This window comes from Bacillus sp. SD075, from assembly GCF_017355165.1.
Taxonomy (GTDB): Bacteria; Bacillota; Bacilli; order Bacillales; family DSM-1321; genus Peribacillus.
Map to the genome: position 1 here is coordinate 25283 of NZ_JADILK010000038.1, position 16751 is coordinate 42033.

Sequence of the window (16751 nt, forward strand, 5' to 3'; positions counted from 1 at the left end):
GCTTTTCCTATACCTTAATGTCCTAAATACGCACGCAGCATCCAAGCATGTTTGTTTAAACTTTTCTTCATGCCTGTCAGCATATCAGCCGTAACCGGATCTTCTTCTTCGGCTACTTCGATGATTTCCAGGAACTCTTTGGAAAGCTTCTCAAAATCACTGATGACGCTTTGAACCATATCTTCTGTATTTTCTTTCCCTGTCGCTTCTTCGATCGTAGTTAATTCCATGTACTCTTTAAGGGTTGCAACCGGCTTTTCACCAATGGCCAATAGTCTTTCAGCCAATTCGTCATAGTTGGATGTCACTTCTTTGTATAGTTCTTCCAATTTTTGGTGAAGTTCAAAGAAGTGCGGTCCATTCACGAACCAGTGGTAATTATGAATTTTCGTATAAAGAACACTGAAGTTGGCAATTTCCTTATTCACTAAAGTTCCTAATTTCTTCTGAGCCATAAATATCTACCTCCGTAAGTTGGTTATACCTTTATAATTCCCTCTATTCGTAAATTGAAACATTTTATGACTCGGTTCTTATGCTAAAATGAATGTAAATTGTGAACGTTAGGAGCTGTTAAGTATGATTACTGTTTTAGTTATCTCCATTATTGTGATACTGATTGTATTGGCCTTATCGGTTCTAACAATCGGAAAAGGTTACAGCTACAAGCATACAGTGGATCCGGTCGATCCTTTGCCTGAGGATGAGGGGGAAAAAGAAGAACCTGAAAAATAAAAAAAGTTCCTGTCACAAATAGACAGGAACTTTTTTTATTAACCGAAAACTTTATGAAGATTTTCTTTATCTTGTGCAAGCCAGAAATTCATTAATTTCTTAGCTCCTTCAAGATCATGCAATTTTGCTTGGCCGCATTGTTTTTCGTTTGCAGCAGGAATTTCCGTGATTGTAACAGCATCCTTGAATGTATCTTCAAGAACATCGATGATTTCCGTCACTGTCGGCTCGCCGCTGACCACAAGGTAATATCCTGTTTGACATCCCATTGGCGAGATATCGATTATATCAAAGTGATCGTAGCGCTCGGAATGCTTACGGATATTGAATGCAAGCAAGTGTTCCAGTGTATGGATCGTATCCGGCTTCATCGCTTGTTTATTCGGCTGGCAAAAACGGATATCAAATTTATTAACAACACCGTCTGTTCCTACCTTATGGACACCGCAATGTCTAACATATGGAGCTTTAACAGCATTATGATCTAATTCAAAGCTTTCAACTGAAGGCATTTAATTCACTCCTTAATTGTATGTCATCTCTATTTTACCTTGAATAACAATATATTTCATCCATTAAAATTAATTCTCATTATATCAATCGGATTACCAATATGCTTATTCCTTTTTTGCCCTTATTGGAAATTCAGAAAATATGCTATAATGGAGGGTAGTGAATTTACTCGAAAAGAGATGAAAGCATTGTGTTGAAAAAAATATTAATGGGATTCATCCGTTTTTACCAAGTTGCTATTTCTCCATTAAAACCGCCTACCTGCCGTTTTTACCCAACTTGTTCCCATTACGGTTTGGAAGCGATCAATCGTTTCGGACCTATAAAAGGAAGCTGGTTAGCACTCATCCGGATTCTTAAATGTCATCCGTTTCATCCAGGAGGCATTGATCTTGTTCCTGAAAAAAAAGAAAAAAGTGAGGACCATTAAAAAAACCTTGCTTTCTTTTGCAATCTTTTGTATCATACAGAGGTCAAATCGTAATCATTTCGTTTTTACCACATAAAACACAAATCGTAATCAATACGAATTATAAAGGAGCATTTCATATGAAAATTCGAGCATTACTCTCACTTTTCCTTGTTACTGTGCTATTTCTCTCAGCCTGCGGCAATTCAAAGGGAGAATCGAGTAAAGAAACCAAGGATGCCTTAGATATATATACGACAGTTTACCCTTTACAATACTTCACTGAGGCCATTGGCGGGGAGTATGTAAACGTCGAGACTATTTATCCTCCCGGAACGGATGAACATTCATTCGAACCTTCCCAAAAAGATATTGTAAAAATGGCTGAGTCAGACCTGTTTTTCTATATTGGCTATAATCTTGAAGGCTTTGTAACCAAGGCTGAACCCATTCTAAGCAAAGAAGGCGTCGGTACGATCGCAGTGGGTGAAGCGGTTCATCTTGATGAAGATGAGCAAGCACACGAAGAAGAACATGCTCATGAAGATGAAGGTCATGACCATGGGGGCGTCAATCCGCATTTGTGGTTAGATCCCATCTATTCCATTGACATGGCTAAAACCATCAAGGACGAGTTAACGAAAAAAATGCCTGAACAGGAAGAATATTTCAACAGCCAGTTCAACAAGCTTTCCGAAAAGCTTAAGGCACTAGATGAAAAATTCGCGGCCACGATCGAGTCGGGCCGTACCAATAAAATCATCGTTTCCCATTCTGCATATGGTTATTGGGAGGAACGCTACGGATTGGAACAAATTGGTGTCACAGGACTAACCTCTTCAAACGAACCTTCTCAAAAAGAACTGGGAAAAATCGTGAACATGGCTGAAGAAGAAGACCTCAACTACGTCATCTTTGAGCAAAATATCAGTTCTAAACTAACCGAGATCATCCAGAAGGAAATGGGAGCGAAATCACTAGAGCTCCATAACCTTTCTGTATTGACTGATAAAGATATCGAAGCAGGAGAAGATTACTTCAGTTTAATGGAAAAAAATATCAAGACACTTCAAACTGCATTGCAATAGAAAAAAAGGAGCGGGCCCTTTTGGGTCCACTCCTTTTTCCCATCATTTAATTATTCCTTTAAATGCTTCTCACGGATTTTTTCCATTTTCGTCATCAATTCTGTTCCAATCGTTGATTCGAATTCCGGATAGATGACCGTCATCTCATCCATCCATTCTTTTTTTTCTTCATCTGACAGTGTATAGATATCGATAGTCGATTTTTGCTGGATTTCCCTAAGCTGCTCCTGATTCAATTCATTTGATCTGATCCAGAGCCATTTCGTTGTATCATCCATTGCCCGTTGGATTTGCTGCTGAATGTCCAAGGGGAGTTTGTTCCAAAATGGCTTGTTTATCATGACTACATATCCTAAATAGCCATGATCACTGATCGTTAAATATTTTTGCACCTCATATAATTTCTTGGAATAGATATTCGAAATCGTATTTTCCTGGCTGTCCGTTTCATTTATTTCAAGGCTTTTAAACGTTTCATTAAACTCCAGCTCAGAGGTTGTCGCCCCAAAATGCTTGAATTGGCTTTCCAGGACTGCACTTGGCATGATTCTGAAATTCCTTCCGGCAAAATCACTTGGATGCCGTATCGGTTTACTGCTTGTAACCTGCTTATAGTTATTCGACCAAAATGCGAGTCCCTCGATATCGATGGTATTCAGCTGCTCTAGCAGCTCTTCCCCCACTTCCCCATTCAGCGCTTCCTGCAAGGCAGCGTCCGTTGGAAAGACGTAAGGGAGGTCCAATAGCATCCATTTCTTTGATATGCTCGTAATTTTAGATGTAGTTGGAGCAATCATCTGCACCTTGTTTTCCTGTAATGCTTCGATTTCTTCATGATCACTATATAATGACTGATTAGGATAAACTTCAATTTTAACACGATGTTCTGTATATTCATCGACTAGTTTGGCAAAACGGTTCGCAGCTAGCCCTTTAGGTGTATTTTCGGCAACGACATGACTGAACTTAATCACGATTTGATCCTTCATCCCGACCTGCTCCTCATCCTCCGGCAAATTGAAACCGAAACCTGTAAAGAACGATTGAAACGATATATACACTGCTATCAACAGCCCCAAGACAATTAATAAGAAGTACCCCCATAATGTACGCATACCGACAACTCCTCACCGCTCACTTCACATTATCACTATTCTATCACAGCTTTCTACTGTCGTAATACAATGCGCGAAAAATAGCGAAAAGTGATGGAAATTCTGTTACTATAAAGTATAGAAGTAATGGAGGAAAAACAATGGATAAATCCTTTCATATGCCCATTCAAATTAAAATCACCCTGCTATCATTCGTAATCGTCGCTTTTTCGATACTAATAGGCGGGATTTTTATTTTCGGAAATATCGTTTCGGTCAGGGAAGATGAAATCGGCAAACGATCCATGATCACTGCCCATACCATCGCCGAACTCCCAGAAGTACAAAAATTGGTTCGTAAGCCTGAAGGCTGGACGCAGCTTAATCCGATTATTGAAAACTTAAGGAAAATCCATCAAGCTGATTATATTGTTGTGCTCAACAATCAGCATATACGCTATTCCCACCCGGTGTTCAGTCTATTGGGAACCCCCTCGGGCAGCAGCGATGAAAGCGCTGCGTTCGCTGAACACGAATACCTTTCAAAGGCTGCTGGCGAACTTGGCATTTCCGTCCGTGCCTTTGTCCCGATCCTTGATAGAGATAGAGAACAAATCGGCGTCGTGCTGGTTGGGAATATCTTGCCTACTATTCCGGAATTAATCAAGGACCTGAAAGGCGAAATAGCGATTATCCTGGTCCTTACACTTCTATTCGGTGTATGCGGCTCATGGCTCATGGCAAGAAGGATAAAAAAAGAGACCTTCCAACTTGAACCACATGAAATTTCACGGATGTTGGTTGAAAGGACAGCTGCTTTCAATGCCATGCATGAAGGGGTCATCGCCATAGATAATAATCAGACAATCACGATTTTCAATGAAAAGGCTAAGCAAATATTCAATATTAACGGTGCAGTCATTGGTAAGAATATCAATGATATCATACATGATACCCGTCTCCCGGAAGTGCTCGACCGGACATCGCCCATCTTCAATCAGGAAATCTCCGTTCAGAACAGGAATATTGTAAGCAGCAGGGTACCAATAAAGATTGCGGATAAAACGATTGGTGCCGTGGCCATATTCCAGGATCGCACCGATGTGACGAAGCTAGCTGAAGAGTTGACTAGTGTCAAAGCATTCGTTGAAGCCCTGCGTGTTCAAAACCATGAATATATGAACAAACTTCATACGATAGCGGGATTGATACAGCTAGGTAATCTTGACGAAGCTCTCCATTACATTTTCCATATCACGGAAGAACAGGAGGAACTGACCAGATTTTTAACGAAGCACATTCACGATGATAATTTAGTGGGGCTGCTATTAAGCAAGATTTCCTTGGGGCGTGAACTCGGAATCGAGCTCATCATGGACAAGCACACGAAATTGGACCGCTTCCCCGCTGATTTGGATCATCACGATTTTGTATTGATAATTGGAAACCTGATCGAAAACTCATATGCAGCGCTAAAGCATTGTTCAGAGGAAACAAAACAGGTTTATCTATCCATCTACCAGGATGAACGCCATTGTCAAATCGTGCTTGAGGATAATGGCCCCGGCATTCCCGAGGACATTCATAAAGATATATTCGAATATGGTTTTACAACAAAAGGTGCGGAAGGATCAGGAATTGGTCTTTATCTAATAGACCAAATTGTTAAAAAAGCGAACGGCGAAATGAAATTCACGACACGCCCTAACGAAGGAACAAGCTTTTTTCTTTCTTTTCCGATGCACGAAATGGAGGAGAACCGAAATGACTAACGAAATTCGTGTACTTTTAATTGAAGACGATCCAATGGTCCAAGAGGTCAACAAACAATTCATCGAGCGCCTGCCTGCCTTTAAGGTCGTTGATACAGCTTTCAATGGGCTTGAAGGTCTGGAAAAAATCAGGCAGTCTAAACCCGACCTTGTCATTTTGGACATCTTCATGCCATCTTTAAACGGGGTTGATACACTTTATCAAATCAGAAAAGAGCAAATGGATGTGGATGTCATCATCATTTCAGCGGCAAATGATCAGAAAACGATCAGAAAAATGATGCAGAACGGGGCTTTTGACTATTTAATCAAGCCATTTAAATTCGAAAGGCTAAAACATACTCTGGAACAATACTTTGCTTTTCGGATGGAGGTTGAACCTGATCATCAAATTTCTCAAAATCAGCTCGACCGAATTCTCTTTCAAACTAAAACAGATTCAGAAGCGAGTCCGAAATATGATGTTCCCAAAGGATTGAATGGCGCGACTCTTGAGCAAGTGACGAAGTTCATAAAGACCCAGCCTGGGTCACTATCTGCAGAAGAAGTGGCTGATGGGATTGGAATCGCCAGGGTAACAGCAAGGCGCTATCTTGAATATTTGCATGGCGAGGAAGTCCTTCAGCTTGATGTACAGTATGGCAGCATAGGCCGCCCAGTCAATAGGTACCGGCTTAAAAAACCTTAAAACTCATGGGGACCGGCCAGAACCAAAACGGTTCCCTTTTTACTTTTATTCATTTACGCACCTGTCTTCCGGTCATATAAGCCCCACTTTCTCTTCAAAAGAAACAGTTCGCACTCTTCCAATGCCGTCACTTCTTTAATGACATAGTCCGGCATGCCTCTTCTTAGTAGAATTTCCGCAATTAGGTACGGTTTTTTCTTCATACACTCTCCCCTCCCTTTCCCTTGGTTGCCATTCTTTTAATTTCATTATACAAAATAATCCAATAAAGAAAAAATAGACAAAGCCCCATTTTCTGATAAATTTTATGCCTGATCGGCCTTTTTAAAGGATTTTCCTTCTCTAAAAACTCATTTTATATAGGTAATACCTGAAATAAAAAAGATTTGCAGACTGTAGACAAATTAAAAGTTCCAGGTTCATTTCAGATATCCAATGAGGGTTTCAACCATATAAAAAAGGAGACCATGAAGGCGGGGCCAGATCAATCGAACCTTCTTTTGTCGACAAACTGATATTTTTTTATTTATCCTATTAAAATCATTTTCCAAAAGGGTGGGGTTTCCGTCAAAAAAATACTAAATGGGTGATTTACATAGGGCCTGGGGGGCAAAAGGAGATAGGATCAATTTTGGATCAAAAGAGGTGTATTGCACCTCCTTTGATGTTTCACTTGTACTGTTTACTATATGTAGTCAATTCCTTTAGCCGCTTTTCATTGATGGCAAAACCGATTCCAGCTTTATCAGGAACTTGGATCATGCCATTTTTGACAATGACTTCAGGATCGATTACATCTTCATCCCAATAACGGGATGAAGATGATATATCCCCGGGAATCGTGAACCCTTTTAATGTGGCAAGTGCAATATTATGCGCACGTGAAATGCCAAATTCAATCATACCGCCGCACCAAACGGGCACACCATTTCCTAGGCATAGATCATGGATTCTTACAGCTTCCGTCCAGCCGCCGACTTTAGCCATCTTAATGTTGATCACCCCGCAGCTCTGGAGCGACAGCGCACTTTTGGCATCATGGAATGAATTTATGCTTTCATCAAGGCAAATGGGTGTCTGCAGCTGTTTCTGCAAAAATGAATGTTCCACAATGTCGTCATGTCCCAGCGGCTGTTCAATCATCATCAGCTTAAACACATCAAGCTTCTGAAGATGTGGGATATCATCAAGGGTGTATGCTGAATTGGCATCTGCCATTAGCGGGATATCGGGATAGGCCCGACGTATTTCCGCTAAAAACTCTAGATCATTTTGAGGATTGATTTTTATTTTATAACGCTGATAACCAGATCCGGAAAAATCCTCGATTTGGTGCATCGCATCTTCTATATCATTGGATGCAATAACTACACCAGCGGCCACTTCACTTCGTTCGCCGCCAAACAGCCGTCCGAGGTAGACTCCTTCCTGCTTCGCATATAAATCGAGGATTGCCTGCTCTAGAGCTGACTTCGCCATCGCATTCCGTCTGATTCCGTCCCATAAGTTCGGCAGCTCATCAGGATGCCTGATCTGACTGGCCAATGTCAGCGGGATTAAGAAATCATCCAACATATGAAAACATGTTTTGATCGTTTCCTCGGTATACCAAGGACTTGTAAAAGGGACAGCTTCCCCGTATCCAATCAATCCGTCTACATCCATGGCTTCGACAATTATCACTTCCCGGTCGCTTACCGTTTCGAGATGCGTCTTGAATGGCCGCTTTAAAGGGGCCTTAATCAGTTTCAAGGAAATGGAGGATAACTTCATTGCCACTCCCCCATTTCCTTCTTCAGTTCCCGTCTCAGAAGCTTGCTTGCTCCATTCCGCGGAAGCCACTCGCAAAAAATAACGTTTCGGGGAATTTTATAGGGTGCCAAGTACTCTCTGCAATACTCCAGCAGTTCGCTCTCATCAAGCTCTGCACCTTGATGCAAGACGACAAAAGCGAGTGGGACCTGTCCCCATTTTTCATCGTCAGTCCCCGTTACTCCCGCTTCGAAAACATCAGGGTGCTTACTAAGGACATTTTCAATTTCGGCCGGATAGACATTTTCACCGCCGGAGATGATTAAATCCGAGCGTCGGTCAAGCACATATAAAAAGCCTTCCACATCGAGATAACCAAGGTCCCCAGTATAAAGCCATCCATCGATAATGGCCTGCTGTGTAGCGTCCATCCGATTAAAATAGCCTTTCGTCACATTCGGACCTGAAACCACGATTTCACCCACTTCACCCGGTTCACATATAGTGCCGTCTTTCTCTATCCGTAACTGCGAAGGAAATAAAGGCTTTCCAGCTGATCCGATTTTTGTCATGCTATACTCCGGTGCCAGCGTCACAATCTGTGAAGCCGTTTCGGTCATCCCATATGTTTGATAGACAGGAATCCCTTTCTCTTTACATGCTTCAAGCAAATGGACGGGTGCTGGGCCGCCGCCCAACAGGATACAGCGAAAGGTTTTTGGATAGCTTGTTCCCTTCAAATCCTGCACCATCCTATTCAGCATCGCCGTCACGACCGAAATGATCGACACGCCGCTTTCCTGGATGCTCCGGTTAGTTTCCCGTTCATCGAACCGTTCCGCCAAAACGACCTTCATGCCATAAATCACATTTTTCATCAGGATGGATAATCCGCTAATATGAAAGATCGGAACCGCACAATACCAAGAATCCTCCTCATGCAATCCAAGGTTCAGAACCGATCCGACGGCACTCCACCAATGGTTGCCAAATGTTTGGATCACACCTTTTGGATTTCCTGTCGTACCGGATGTATACATGATCGTTGCGGTATCCTCAAGATAAAACTCTTGAAGAATCTCTGCCGTGCCTTCATCCGGCAATTCTTCCGCTAAATGGAGGTTCAAACCCGGGAGGATCTTACCAATATCAGAGAGTTTGCCAGAGAAGGACCCTTCTGAAACCAGATTGGCGGTTCCACTATCCTCTATCTGCCAGGACAACTCTTTTGCCGTTAGCTTATTATTCAGCATCACAATCTTCACACCAAGATAAAATAGTGCATGGATAACAATAACACCATCAATATGGTTACGCAGCAAAACCGCACATGAATCGCCAGCACCCAGACCAATGCTTGCCAGCTTACCAGCCATCTTCTCCGATAATGTATGCAGTTCAAGAAAGCTATACGTATGACCTTCAAACTCAATAGCCGGACGATCCGGTGAAAGATGCGCCCGATTTTTCAGCCAGTTCGGCAACTTTTCTTCTGCCATCGCTGCTTACCCTCTTCCATTTTGATATAGAAAACAGCCCGGCGATTTCCCGCCAAGCTGTCAGTCTCATCGATTCACGCGTTTCATTAAGGGAAACGAGGGAATTGCCCAAAGTCCGGAGTGCGTTTTTCTTTGAATGCATCGCGGCCTTCTTTTGCTTCTTCTGTAGTATAGTATAAAAGTGTAGCGTCACCAGCCAATTGTTGAAGACCTGCAAGGCCATCAGTATCAGCGTTCATTGCCGCTTTCAAGAAACGAAGTGCAGTGGGGCTCTTCTCAAGCATTTCTTCACACCATTTAACTGTTTCCGCTTCTAATTGGTCTAATGGTACAACCGTGTTGACCAATCCCATATCCAATGCTTCCTGTGCGTTGTATTGACGGCATAAGTACCAGATTTCACGCGCCTTTTTATGACCCACGATACGAGCCAGGTAGCCAGAACCATAACCGGCATCAAAGCTTCCCACATTCGGTCCAGTTTGTCCGAAAATTGCATTGTCAGCAGCAATCGTCAAGTCACATACCACGTTCAAGACATTACCGCCACCAATTGCATATCCTGCAACCATGGCTACAACCGGTTTTGGAATTACGCGAATCAAGCGTTGCAAATCAAGGACATTTAGACGCGGAATGTTATCTTCACCTACATATCCACCATTTCCGCGTACTTTTTGATCTCCGCCTGAACAGAATGCTTTGCCGCCTACACCTGTTAAAATAATGACACCAATGCTGGAATCATCACGGGCCCTTGCGAATGCATCAATCATTTCAGCAGTCGTTTTTGGCGTGAATGCATTATGTACATGTGGTCGGTTGATGGATACTTTCGCAATCCCGTTATATTTTTCATATAAAATCTCATCATACTCACGTATTGTTTCCCATTGTATCGTCACCTTAATTCCTCCTTCTTTCGCTTAAAAACTCACTTATTATTTTACCAAACTTTTCTCCAACTTCCACATGAATCGCATGTCCCGCATCATTTATTATTTTCCATTCGGCGCATTTCAGCTTTTTTTTCATCGAGTCCGCAATTTCACAAAACTTCCGGTCAAGTTCACCAGTAACAAGGAGCACAGGGAAATCAAGGGTTGGCAGTTGTTCCCAGTATGAAGCCTGGCTGCCGGTCCCCATACCAAGAAGGCTATTGGAAAGGCCGGAAGGGTCATTTGCTAACCGCTGCTCCCGAATGGCCGACCTGATTTTGGCCGACAACCGTTTTTGACTTTCAAACAGCGGGATGTTTTCCCATTGATCCACAAACGCCTCCATGCCATTTGCAAGAATCCGTTCGGCAAGCTCCTTATCATTTCCCCTCCGGATTTCCCGTTCCTCTTCCGTTAAAAGGCCTGGTGAAGCGCTCTCTAAAATCAAGGTATCAACATACTCAGGATACAAACAGGCAAATCCCAATCCGAGCCTTCCACCCATTGAGTATCCAAGAATATGGGCTTTCGGGATATGTAACACATCCAAAATATACTTGATATCCTCAGCCACACGCTCCATCTCATACCTTCGATGCCCGGCTGGTGACTCAGACATGCCATGTCCGATGATGTCGACCATTATCATGGTATACCGGTCACCCAGTAGCGGAACGAGGAATTTCCATGTATCACGATTTCCCGTAAATCCATGCAAAAGTACAAGAGGATCTCCATTTCCCGTTATTTCAACAGCATATTTGACATCCTTGCTGACAATATTCATGATATTTCCCTGTCTAACACCATTTTTATTTCCTGGGAAACAAAGCTCCACAAATTTCGATGCTTTTGTAAATTGGACTCTCTTTCTGTCGGTACTTCGATGATTTTCAGACCTTGAATTTTGAATGACTCCGCAAATACCTTCTCTAACTCATCCCAACTTTGCACCTTGTTGTATTTACCGCCATAAAGCTGGGCAGTATGGGAAAAATCGAGCCCATGAGGCGTGCCGAATAGCGTTTCGAAATGTTCCCTCTCATTCGCCTGCGGCAAGAAGGAGAAAATGCCGCCGCCATCATTGTTAATCAGCAATATCGTGATATTTTGCTTTTGAAGTTTTGACGCAAGCAAGCCATTCATATCGTGGAAAAAGCTTAAATCCCCGATTGCCAGCACGGTATTTTTCGATACCGTGCCTACGCCAAGCGCAGTGGAAACGACACCATCGATGCCATTCGCCCCGCGATTTGCAATGGTTTTGATTCCTTTTCCATTATTCAAAAAGAAAGTATCCAAATCACGTATGGGCATACTATTCCCGACAAACAATGTGGATTCCAATGGCATCATATCAGCAAGCAGGGCGAACAGCTTGCCTTCACTTAACTCCGCTTCATCCCTGACGGAGGCTAAGGCATCCTTTGTCGCTCCATTGACGGTTTGCCATAAGCCAAGCCATTCATCATCAGGGGAAGAAGTAATTTTATCAGCAATCCGCTGGCAAAAATCTTTCTCTTCACTGTAAATCATATTGGTTGCCAATCCGGCCGGTTCGCGCCAGCCTGCCCCGCCATCGACGACCAGAGTGATTGCCTGTTTTTGTTTTTTCATGAATAACAATAAGGGTTTAGAAACAGGCATTGCCCCGAAACGCAAGATCACTTCCGGCGTGAAAGCCGCCTTTGCAGCTTCATCGCGTAGAAATGTATCGTACGCATCAATTACAACGGCCTTGTCATGACTTCCGCTCCTTAACTGTGAAAGAGGATCAGCCAATACCGGAAAAGCAAGTTTTTCAGCTAATGTGACGATGGCTTCCTTCATCTCTGGATGAGGTAATTCGCCACATACAATCATACCTTGCTTAGCTTGTGACAATGTAGTTGCAACCGATTCTATTTGTGATGTGGACAGTGACCGTTCGCCACTGTCAATCAGAACTGCAGGCTTCATTTTATTTTGCCTGTACTCCTTTGCCTGCTCCAGGTCCGGAATCAAAGGTTCACGAAGCGGGAAATTCAAATGTACAGGCCCTGCAGGTTCAGTTGCCGCTGTAGCCACTGCCCTTGCACCGACCGTCCTGGAATACCGCATCATCCCATCCGTGCTTTCGGGAAGTGCCATTTCGACAAACCATTTTACATGCCTTCCATAAAGATGTATCTGATCGATCGCCTGCGGGGCTCCGACATCACGCAATTCATGCGGACGGTCAGCGGTAAGTACAATAAGCGGCACTCTTGAATAGAAAGCCTCAATGACGGCTGGGTAATAGTTTGCAGCTGCTGTACCGGACGTACAAAGAAGTCCGACAGGTTCTTTTAAGGCCTTAGCCAAACCAAGGGCAAAAAAAGCAGCCGAACGCTCATCCACATTAATATGGATTTCGATATCAGGATGTTCCACTAGCAGTAAAGCTAGGGGCGTGGATCGTGAACCTGGGCTCACCACCACATGCCTCACCTCATTTTGTGCCAGCTCATCGACGAATGAAGCAGCATACGCTGTCAATGCATCTCGGTCATTCATTAAGATTTCCTCCTAAAGCACTTAACATCGGATTGAATTTAATCCCCGTTTCCCGGAATTCACTTTCGGGAGTCGAATCCTCCACTACTCCGCATCCGGCAAAGAGCGATGCCTCATTGTTCTGTATTAGGGCGGAACGTATCCCTACAGCGAATTCCCCGTTTCCATACGTATCCACCCAGCCTAAAGGACCTGCATAAAAGCCGCGTTCCATACCTTCCATTTCCCGAATTCGGACAACGGCCTTATCTTTTGGAAGTCCGCCCATAGCAGGTGTAGGATGAAGATTCTCGACGAATTCAAAAATCGTGACACCTTCCTTTGATAGACCTCGGACCGGTGTGTATAAATGCTGGATATGACGGTTTTTCATAAGTGCCGGTTCGGCCGGAACCATCACCTTTTCGCATACAGATTCAAAAGCATTGGATATCATCGACACAACATATTGATGCTCATGTAAATTCTTTTGGTCATGAAGCAATTCTTCACCAAGACGAACATCTTCTTGCTCATCTTTCCCTCGCCCCATCGATCCAGCAAGACAGGTAGAGAAAACTTCATTTCCCTGTTTTTTAATTAAACGTTCAGGGGTGGCACCGACAAAACAGTCACCACCAGCCTCCAAACTGAAAATATAGCTTAATGGCTGTTCAGCAATCAATTGTTCAAGCACTTTCCCTGAATCGATGGAACGTTCAAAAACAAGTCGAATCTCCCTTGCCAAAACGATCTTGTCGAGATCTGTCGTCTTGATTTCCTGAACAGCCTCTGCGACCGTCTGCTTCCATTCCTCAGGTTCGACTTCCCTCTGCATAACCAGGGAATTGGCCCCCAATCCATTGCCATCCAAGCTTTCGAAAAGGAAAGCTTCCCGTTCATTTATCATATCTATGAAGAGTTTTTCTGAATCATCAGGCGAACAAAGTAAGTTTGTCGTTAAGTAAGCTTGTTTCCCCACTATTGACAGCATGAAGGCAGGTATATAAAACAGGTTGTCCCCGAACTGATTCCAAAGGAGCGTACTGTCCGTTTCATAATCAAAAGAAAAGCCCCCAAACAGTAAAGGACCTGTCGCTTCTAAATCAGTCACCCCTGTTTTGACAGCATTATTCTGCAGTTTGATCCAGCTCTTTTCGACTTCTCTATAACGTTCGGCATTCGATGCCGCTTTGAGTTTCTTAACATTGCCTAAACCGGTGATGGTTATTTCCTTTGCAGGGTCCTCCCAGAAAAAGCGTTCACCCGCGTACCGTTCTCTTCCAGCTTGATAAAATGAAAGGGGGTTGTTGCAATTAACTTTCTTAATATGACTGAATAGAACTTGATCATTCAAGTCCTTCGCCTTTTGTATAGCTGAAGCCAGTCCCTGAAACTGTTCAGTTTCCTCTGAGATAGCCAAAAAAATCCCCCCAAATGTACATTTTAAAAGCTTTTTAACCTATTTAAAGATACACCTCCCTTCAACCTCATGTCAATAAAACGCCCCTTTACCGACCGATTCTTTCCTGCTTTTTTCCTTATTATATGAATCTTAGCGAATGTAGAGAAATGTCCTTGATTTTGGAAATTCATCATCACATGATTACCCATTATCACCCTTACCCACTTTTGCTGCATTTATTAGGATAACCTTTTGTGCAACATTTCAATATTTGTTATAATTTCGAGAGAACTAATAATGATTTTGAGGAGAGAAATAATGCAAACAGAATATGACGGACTTCCCCTTAAACGGACCTGGAAGATTTGGTGGGAGTTAATTCGTCCACATACACTAACCGCAGCTTTTGTCCCAGTTTTACTAGGAACTGTGATTGCACTTTTGGAAGATGGAGTGAATTGGTTACTATTCGCTGCCATGATGATCGCAAGTATCCTGATTCAAGCTGCAACCAATTTATTCAATGAATACTATGATTTCAAAAGAGGCTTGGATACAGAGGAATCCGTAGGCATCGGAGGAGGGATCGTGCGTCATGGGATGACCCCTAAACTAATCATGACCTTGGCCCTTGGCATGTATGCCATCGCCTTGCTACTGGGCATCTATATCTGTGCCGTATCATCTTGGTGGCTTGCTGCAGTAGGACTGGTTTGCATGCTTGTCGGCTATCTTTATACAGGCGGTCCCCTGCCCATTTCATATACACCATTCGGGGAGCTTTTTTCTGGATTATTCATGGGCTTTTTGATAATCCTGATTGCCTTTTTCATTCAAACCGGTTTTGTTTCTTCAACAGCCATCTTAATTGCCATTCCAAGTGGAATATTGGTCGGGTTGATCAACTTATCCAATAACCTACGTGACCATGATGGCGATAAGGCACATGGCCGAAAAACGATGCCAGTAGTGATGGGCAGGAAAAACGCCCTGACATTCATGGCAGTCATGTTCGCTTTCTCTTATCTCTGGCTTGTTGGACTAGTCCTTACCGGAAGCGTAACGCCATGGATTCTCCTTGCCTTCCTAAGCATCCCGAAAGCCATGGCGGCAATCAAAGGCTTCGTAGGTAAAACGCAACCGATCACGATGGTGCCAGCAATGAAGGCCACAGCGCAAACGAACACCTTCTTTGGCTTACTCATGGCCATTGGATTATTCATCAGCTATCTAATATAATCTCCAAGGACTGAGCGGATGAGGCTCAGTCCTTTTTTCTGTCATCCATTCCATATTGTTTTCCTATACTCTGATTTGGGTAATAGATAATACAACCATCATACTAATAAAAAATAAGATATCGAACTTCAGAAGGAGTGAATCGGATATGGCAACGAAACAACAAACGCAAAAATTCAAAAATGAACTGCTTCAAGAAAAAAATGAGCTAAGTAATAGAATTCAAAATGATGAACAATCGGTTCTGGATAAAAGCCAGACGGAATCCGTAGGTGAATTATCGTCCTATGATAATCATCCTGGTGACCTAGGAACCGAATTATTCGAGATCGAACGGAATCAAGCACTCGATGAGCATGCAGAATCCGAAATGGAGAAAATCGATGATGCTTTGAAAGCCTTAGAAGAAGGATCGTATGGGCGTTGTAAAACCTGCAATATGGAGATACCCATCGAGAGGCTTGAAGTGATCCCAAGCACCCTCCACTGTGTCGAGCATGCCCCAGAAAGGCCACTTTCACAAGACCGTCCAGCGGAAGAGGATATACTGATTCCATCCAAGGGTGATCATTTTGAAAATCGTCATGGAATCGAAATCGTAGATAAAGAAGATAGCTTTGGTGAAGTTGCCAAATTCGGTACATCCGAAACGCCATCTGATTATACAGGCGATCATGGCAATTATAATGATTTTTATAAAACCGAAGATGAAACGAACGGATTTCCTGAAGACTATGAAGGATTTGCCGCAAATGATATCGAAGGAAGAAATAGAGTGGATATGCCGAACAAAAAGCAAAAGGAATTTAAAGATAGACTGGAAGAAGAAAATATAGAATCCAATCTTGGATCCATTCCCTATAGACAAAAAGATAGTTATATCAATGAAAAGAAATGAAAAAAAGAAGCATACATGAATGTATGCTTCCCTTTTTGTTATGACCCGTACGGGATTCGAACCCGTGTTACCGCCGTGAAAGGGCGGTGTCTTAACCGCTTGACCAACGGGCCAAATGGCGGAGAAGGAGGGATTTGAACCCTCGCGCCGCTCGCGCGACCTACACCCTTAGCAGGGGCGCCTCTTCAGCCTCTTGAGTACTTCCCC

Annotated in this window: 17 protein-coding genes and 2 tRNA genes; 7 read left to right on the forward strand and 12 right to left on the reverse strand. The window is 43.1% G+C overall.

Translation table 11 applies throughout. From position 1 onward, the window contains the following. Positions 1-14: 14 nt before the first annotated feature. Positions 15-455 (reverse strand): Dps family protein, encoded by a 441-nt coding sequence (locus tag IOC57_RS19730; RefSeq protein ID WP_207440292.1) that lies wholly within the window; start codon positions 453-455, stop codon positions 15-17. Between the two features lie 124 nt (positions 456-579). On the opposite strand from IOC57_RS19730, the gene ytzI reads away from it, so the two are divergent. Beyond that, positions 580-735 (forward strand): YtzI protein, encoded by a 156-nt coding sequence (ytzI, locus tag IOC57_RS19735; protein ID WP_207440293.1) that lies wholly within the window; start codon positions 580-582, stop codon positions 733-735. 38 nt (positions 736-773) lie between these two features. Here ytzI and IOC57_RS19740 read toward each other — a convergent pair whose 3' ends face one another. Next, entirely contained in the window at positions 774-1247 is a 474-nt protein-coding gene (locus IOC57_RS19740) for an S-ribosylhomocysteine lyase (RefSeq protein WP_207440294.1), read from the reverse strand. A 209-nt stretch (positions 1248-1456) separates the two neighbouring features. Between IOC57_RS19740 and yidD the strand changes: the two genes are divergently transcribed. Together yidD and IOC57_RS19750 are read left to right on the forward strand one after the other, a co-directional pair. After that, a complete protein-coding gene (gene yidD / locus IOC57_RS19745) occupies positions 1457-1678 on the forward strand; it encodes a membrane protein insertion efficiency factor YidD (RefSeq protein ID WP_286185065.1) in 222 nt (73 codons plus the stop codon). 119 nt (positions 1679-1797) lie between these two features. Then, positions 1798-2745 carry a metal ABC transporter solute-binding protein, Zn/Mn family gene (locus tag IOC57_RS19750; RefSeq protein WP_207440296.1) on the forward strand — a complete coding sequence of 316 codons (948 nt, stop codon included), beginning with the start codon at positions 1798-1800 and terminating at the stop codon, positions 2743-2745. 50 nt (positions 2746-2795) lie between these two features. Here IOC57_RS19750 and IOC57_RS19755 read toward each other — a convergent pair whose 3' ends face one another. After that, a complete protein-coding gene (locus tag IOC57_RS19755) occupies positions 2796-3860 on the reverse strand; it encodes a DctP family TRAP transporter solute-binding subunit (protein ID WP_207440297.1) in 1065 nt (354 codons plus the stop codon). A 140-nt stretch (positions 3861-4000) separates the two neighbouring features. Between IOC57_RS19755 and IOC57_RS19760 the strand changes: the two genes are divergently transcribed. Next, the gene (locus IOC57_RS19760) at positions 4001-5611 is read left to right on the forward strand and encodes an ATP-binding protein (protein ID WP_207440298.1); all 1611 of its coding nucleotides are present in this window, start codon (positions 4001-4003) and stop codon (positions 5609-5611) included. Next, positions 5604-6299, forward strand: a complete 696-nt coding sequence (locus IOC57_RS19765) for a response regulator (protein WP_207440299.1) — start codon at positions 5604-5606, stop codon at positions 6297-6299. Before IOC57_RS19760 ends, IOC57_RS19765 begins: the two co-directional genes overlap by 8 nt. A gap of 53 nt (positions 6300-6352) precedes the next feature. On the opposite strand, the gene IOC57_RS19770 is transcribed toward IOC57_RS19765, so the two are convergent. The 7 genes from IOC57_RS19770 to IOC57_RS19800 form a co-directional block, all read right to left on the reverse strand. Further along, positions 6353-6502 carry a hypothetical protein gene (locus IOC57_RS19770; RefSeq protein WP_185151124.1) on the reverse strand — a complete coding sequence of 50 codons (150 nt, stop codon included), beginning with the start codon at positions 6500-6502 and terminating at the stop codon, positions 6353-6355. Between the two features lie 466 nt (positions 6503-6968). Continuing rightward, positions 6969-8072, reverse strand: coding sequence for an o-succinylbenzoate synthase (gene menC / locus IOC57_RS19775; protein WP_207440300.1), 1104 nt, complete (start codon positions 8070-8072; stop codon positions 6969-6971). Further along, positions 8069-9550: an o-succinylbenzoate--CoA ligase gene (locus IOC57_RS19780; RefSeq protein WP_207440301.1), complete on the reverse strand. Its 1482-nt coding sequence runs from the start codon at positions 9548-9550 to the stop codon at positions 8069-8071. Before IOC57_RS19780 ends, menC begins: the two co-directional genes overlap by 4 nt. A gap of 86 nt (positions 9551-9636) precedes the next feature. Continuing rightward, the gene (gene menB / locus IOC57_RS19785) at positions 9637-10449 is read right to left on the reverse strand and encodes a 1,4-dihydroxy-2-naphthoyl-CoA synthase (RefSeq protein WP_370029151.1); all 813 of its coding nucleotides are present in this window, start codon (positions 10447-10449) and stop codon (positions 9637-9639) included. A gap of 7 nt (positions 10450-10456) precedes the next feature. Beyond that, positions 10457-11275 (reverse strand): 2-succinyl-6-hydroxy-2,4-cyclohexadiene-1-carboxylate synthase, encoded by an 819-nt coding sequence (menH, locus tag IOC57_RS19790; RefSeq protein ID WP_207440302.1) that lies wholly within the window; start codon positions 11273-11275, stop codon positions 10457-10459. Then, positions 11272-13023 (reverse strand): 2-succinyl-5-enolpyruvyl-6-hydroxy-3-cyclohexene-1-carboxylic-acid synthase, encoded by a 1752-nt coding sequence (gene menD, locus IOC57_RS19795; protein WP_207440303.1) that lies wholly within the window; start codon positions 13021-13023, stop codon positions 11272-11274. Before menD ends, menH begins: the two co-directional genes overlap by 4 nt. After that, on the reverse strand, positions 13016-14425 hold the full coding sequence (locus IOC57_RS19800) for an isochorismate synthase (RefSeq protein WP_207440304.1): 1410 nt from the start codon (positions 14423-14425) through the stop codon (positions 13016-13018). The genes menD and IOC57_RS19800 overlap by 8 nt, the downstream gene beginning before the upstream one ends. A gap of 300 nt (positions 14426-14725) precedes the next feature. Between IOC57_RS19800 and IOC57_RS19805 the strand changes: the two genes are divergently transcribed. Further along, positions 14726-15646, forward strand: coding sequence for a 1,4-dihydroxy-2-naphthoate polyprenyltransferase (locus IOC57_RS19805; protein WP_207440305.1), 921 nt, complete (start codon positions 14726-14728; stop codon positions 15644-15646). Between the two features lie 148 nt (positions 15647-15794). Then, positions 15795-16544, forward strand: a complete 750-nt coding sequence (locus tag IOC57_RS19810) for a TraR/DksA C4-type zinc finger protein (RefSeq protein WP_207440306.1) — start codon at positions 15795-15797, stop codon at positions 16542-16544. A gap of 41 nt (positions 16545-16585) precedes the next feature. On the opposite strand, the gene IOC57_RS19815 is transcribed toward IOC57_RS19810, so the two are convergent. Both IOC57_RS19815 and IOC57_RS19820 read right to left on the reverse strand, forming a co-directional pair. After that, a tRNA-Glu gene (locus IOC57_RS19815) sits at positions 16586-16657 on the reverse strand. Positions 16658-16660: 3 nt separating this feature from the next. Then, positions 16661-16751: transfer RNA gene (locus IOC57_RS19820), tRNA-Ser, on the reverse strand.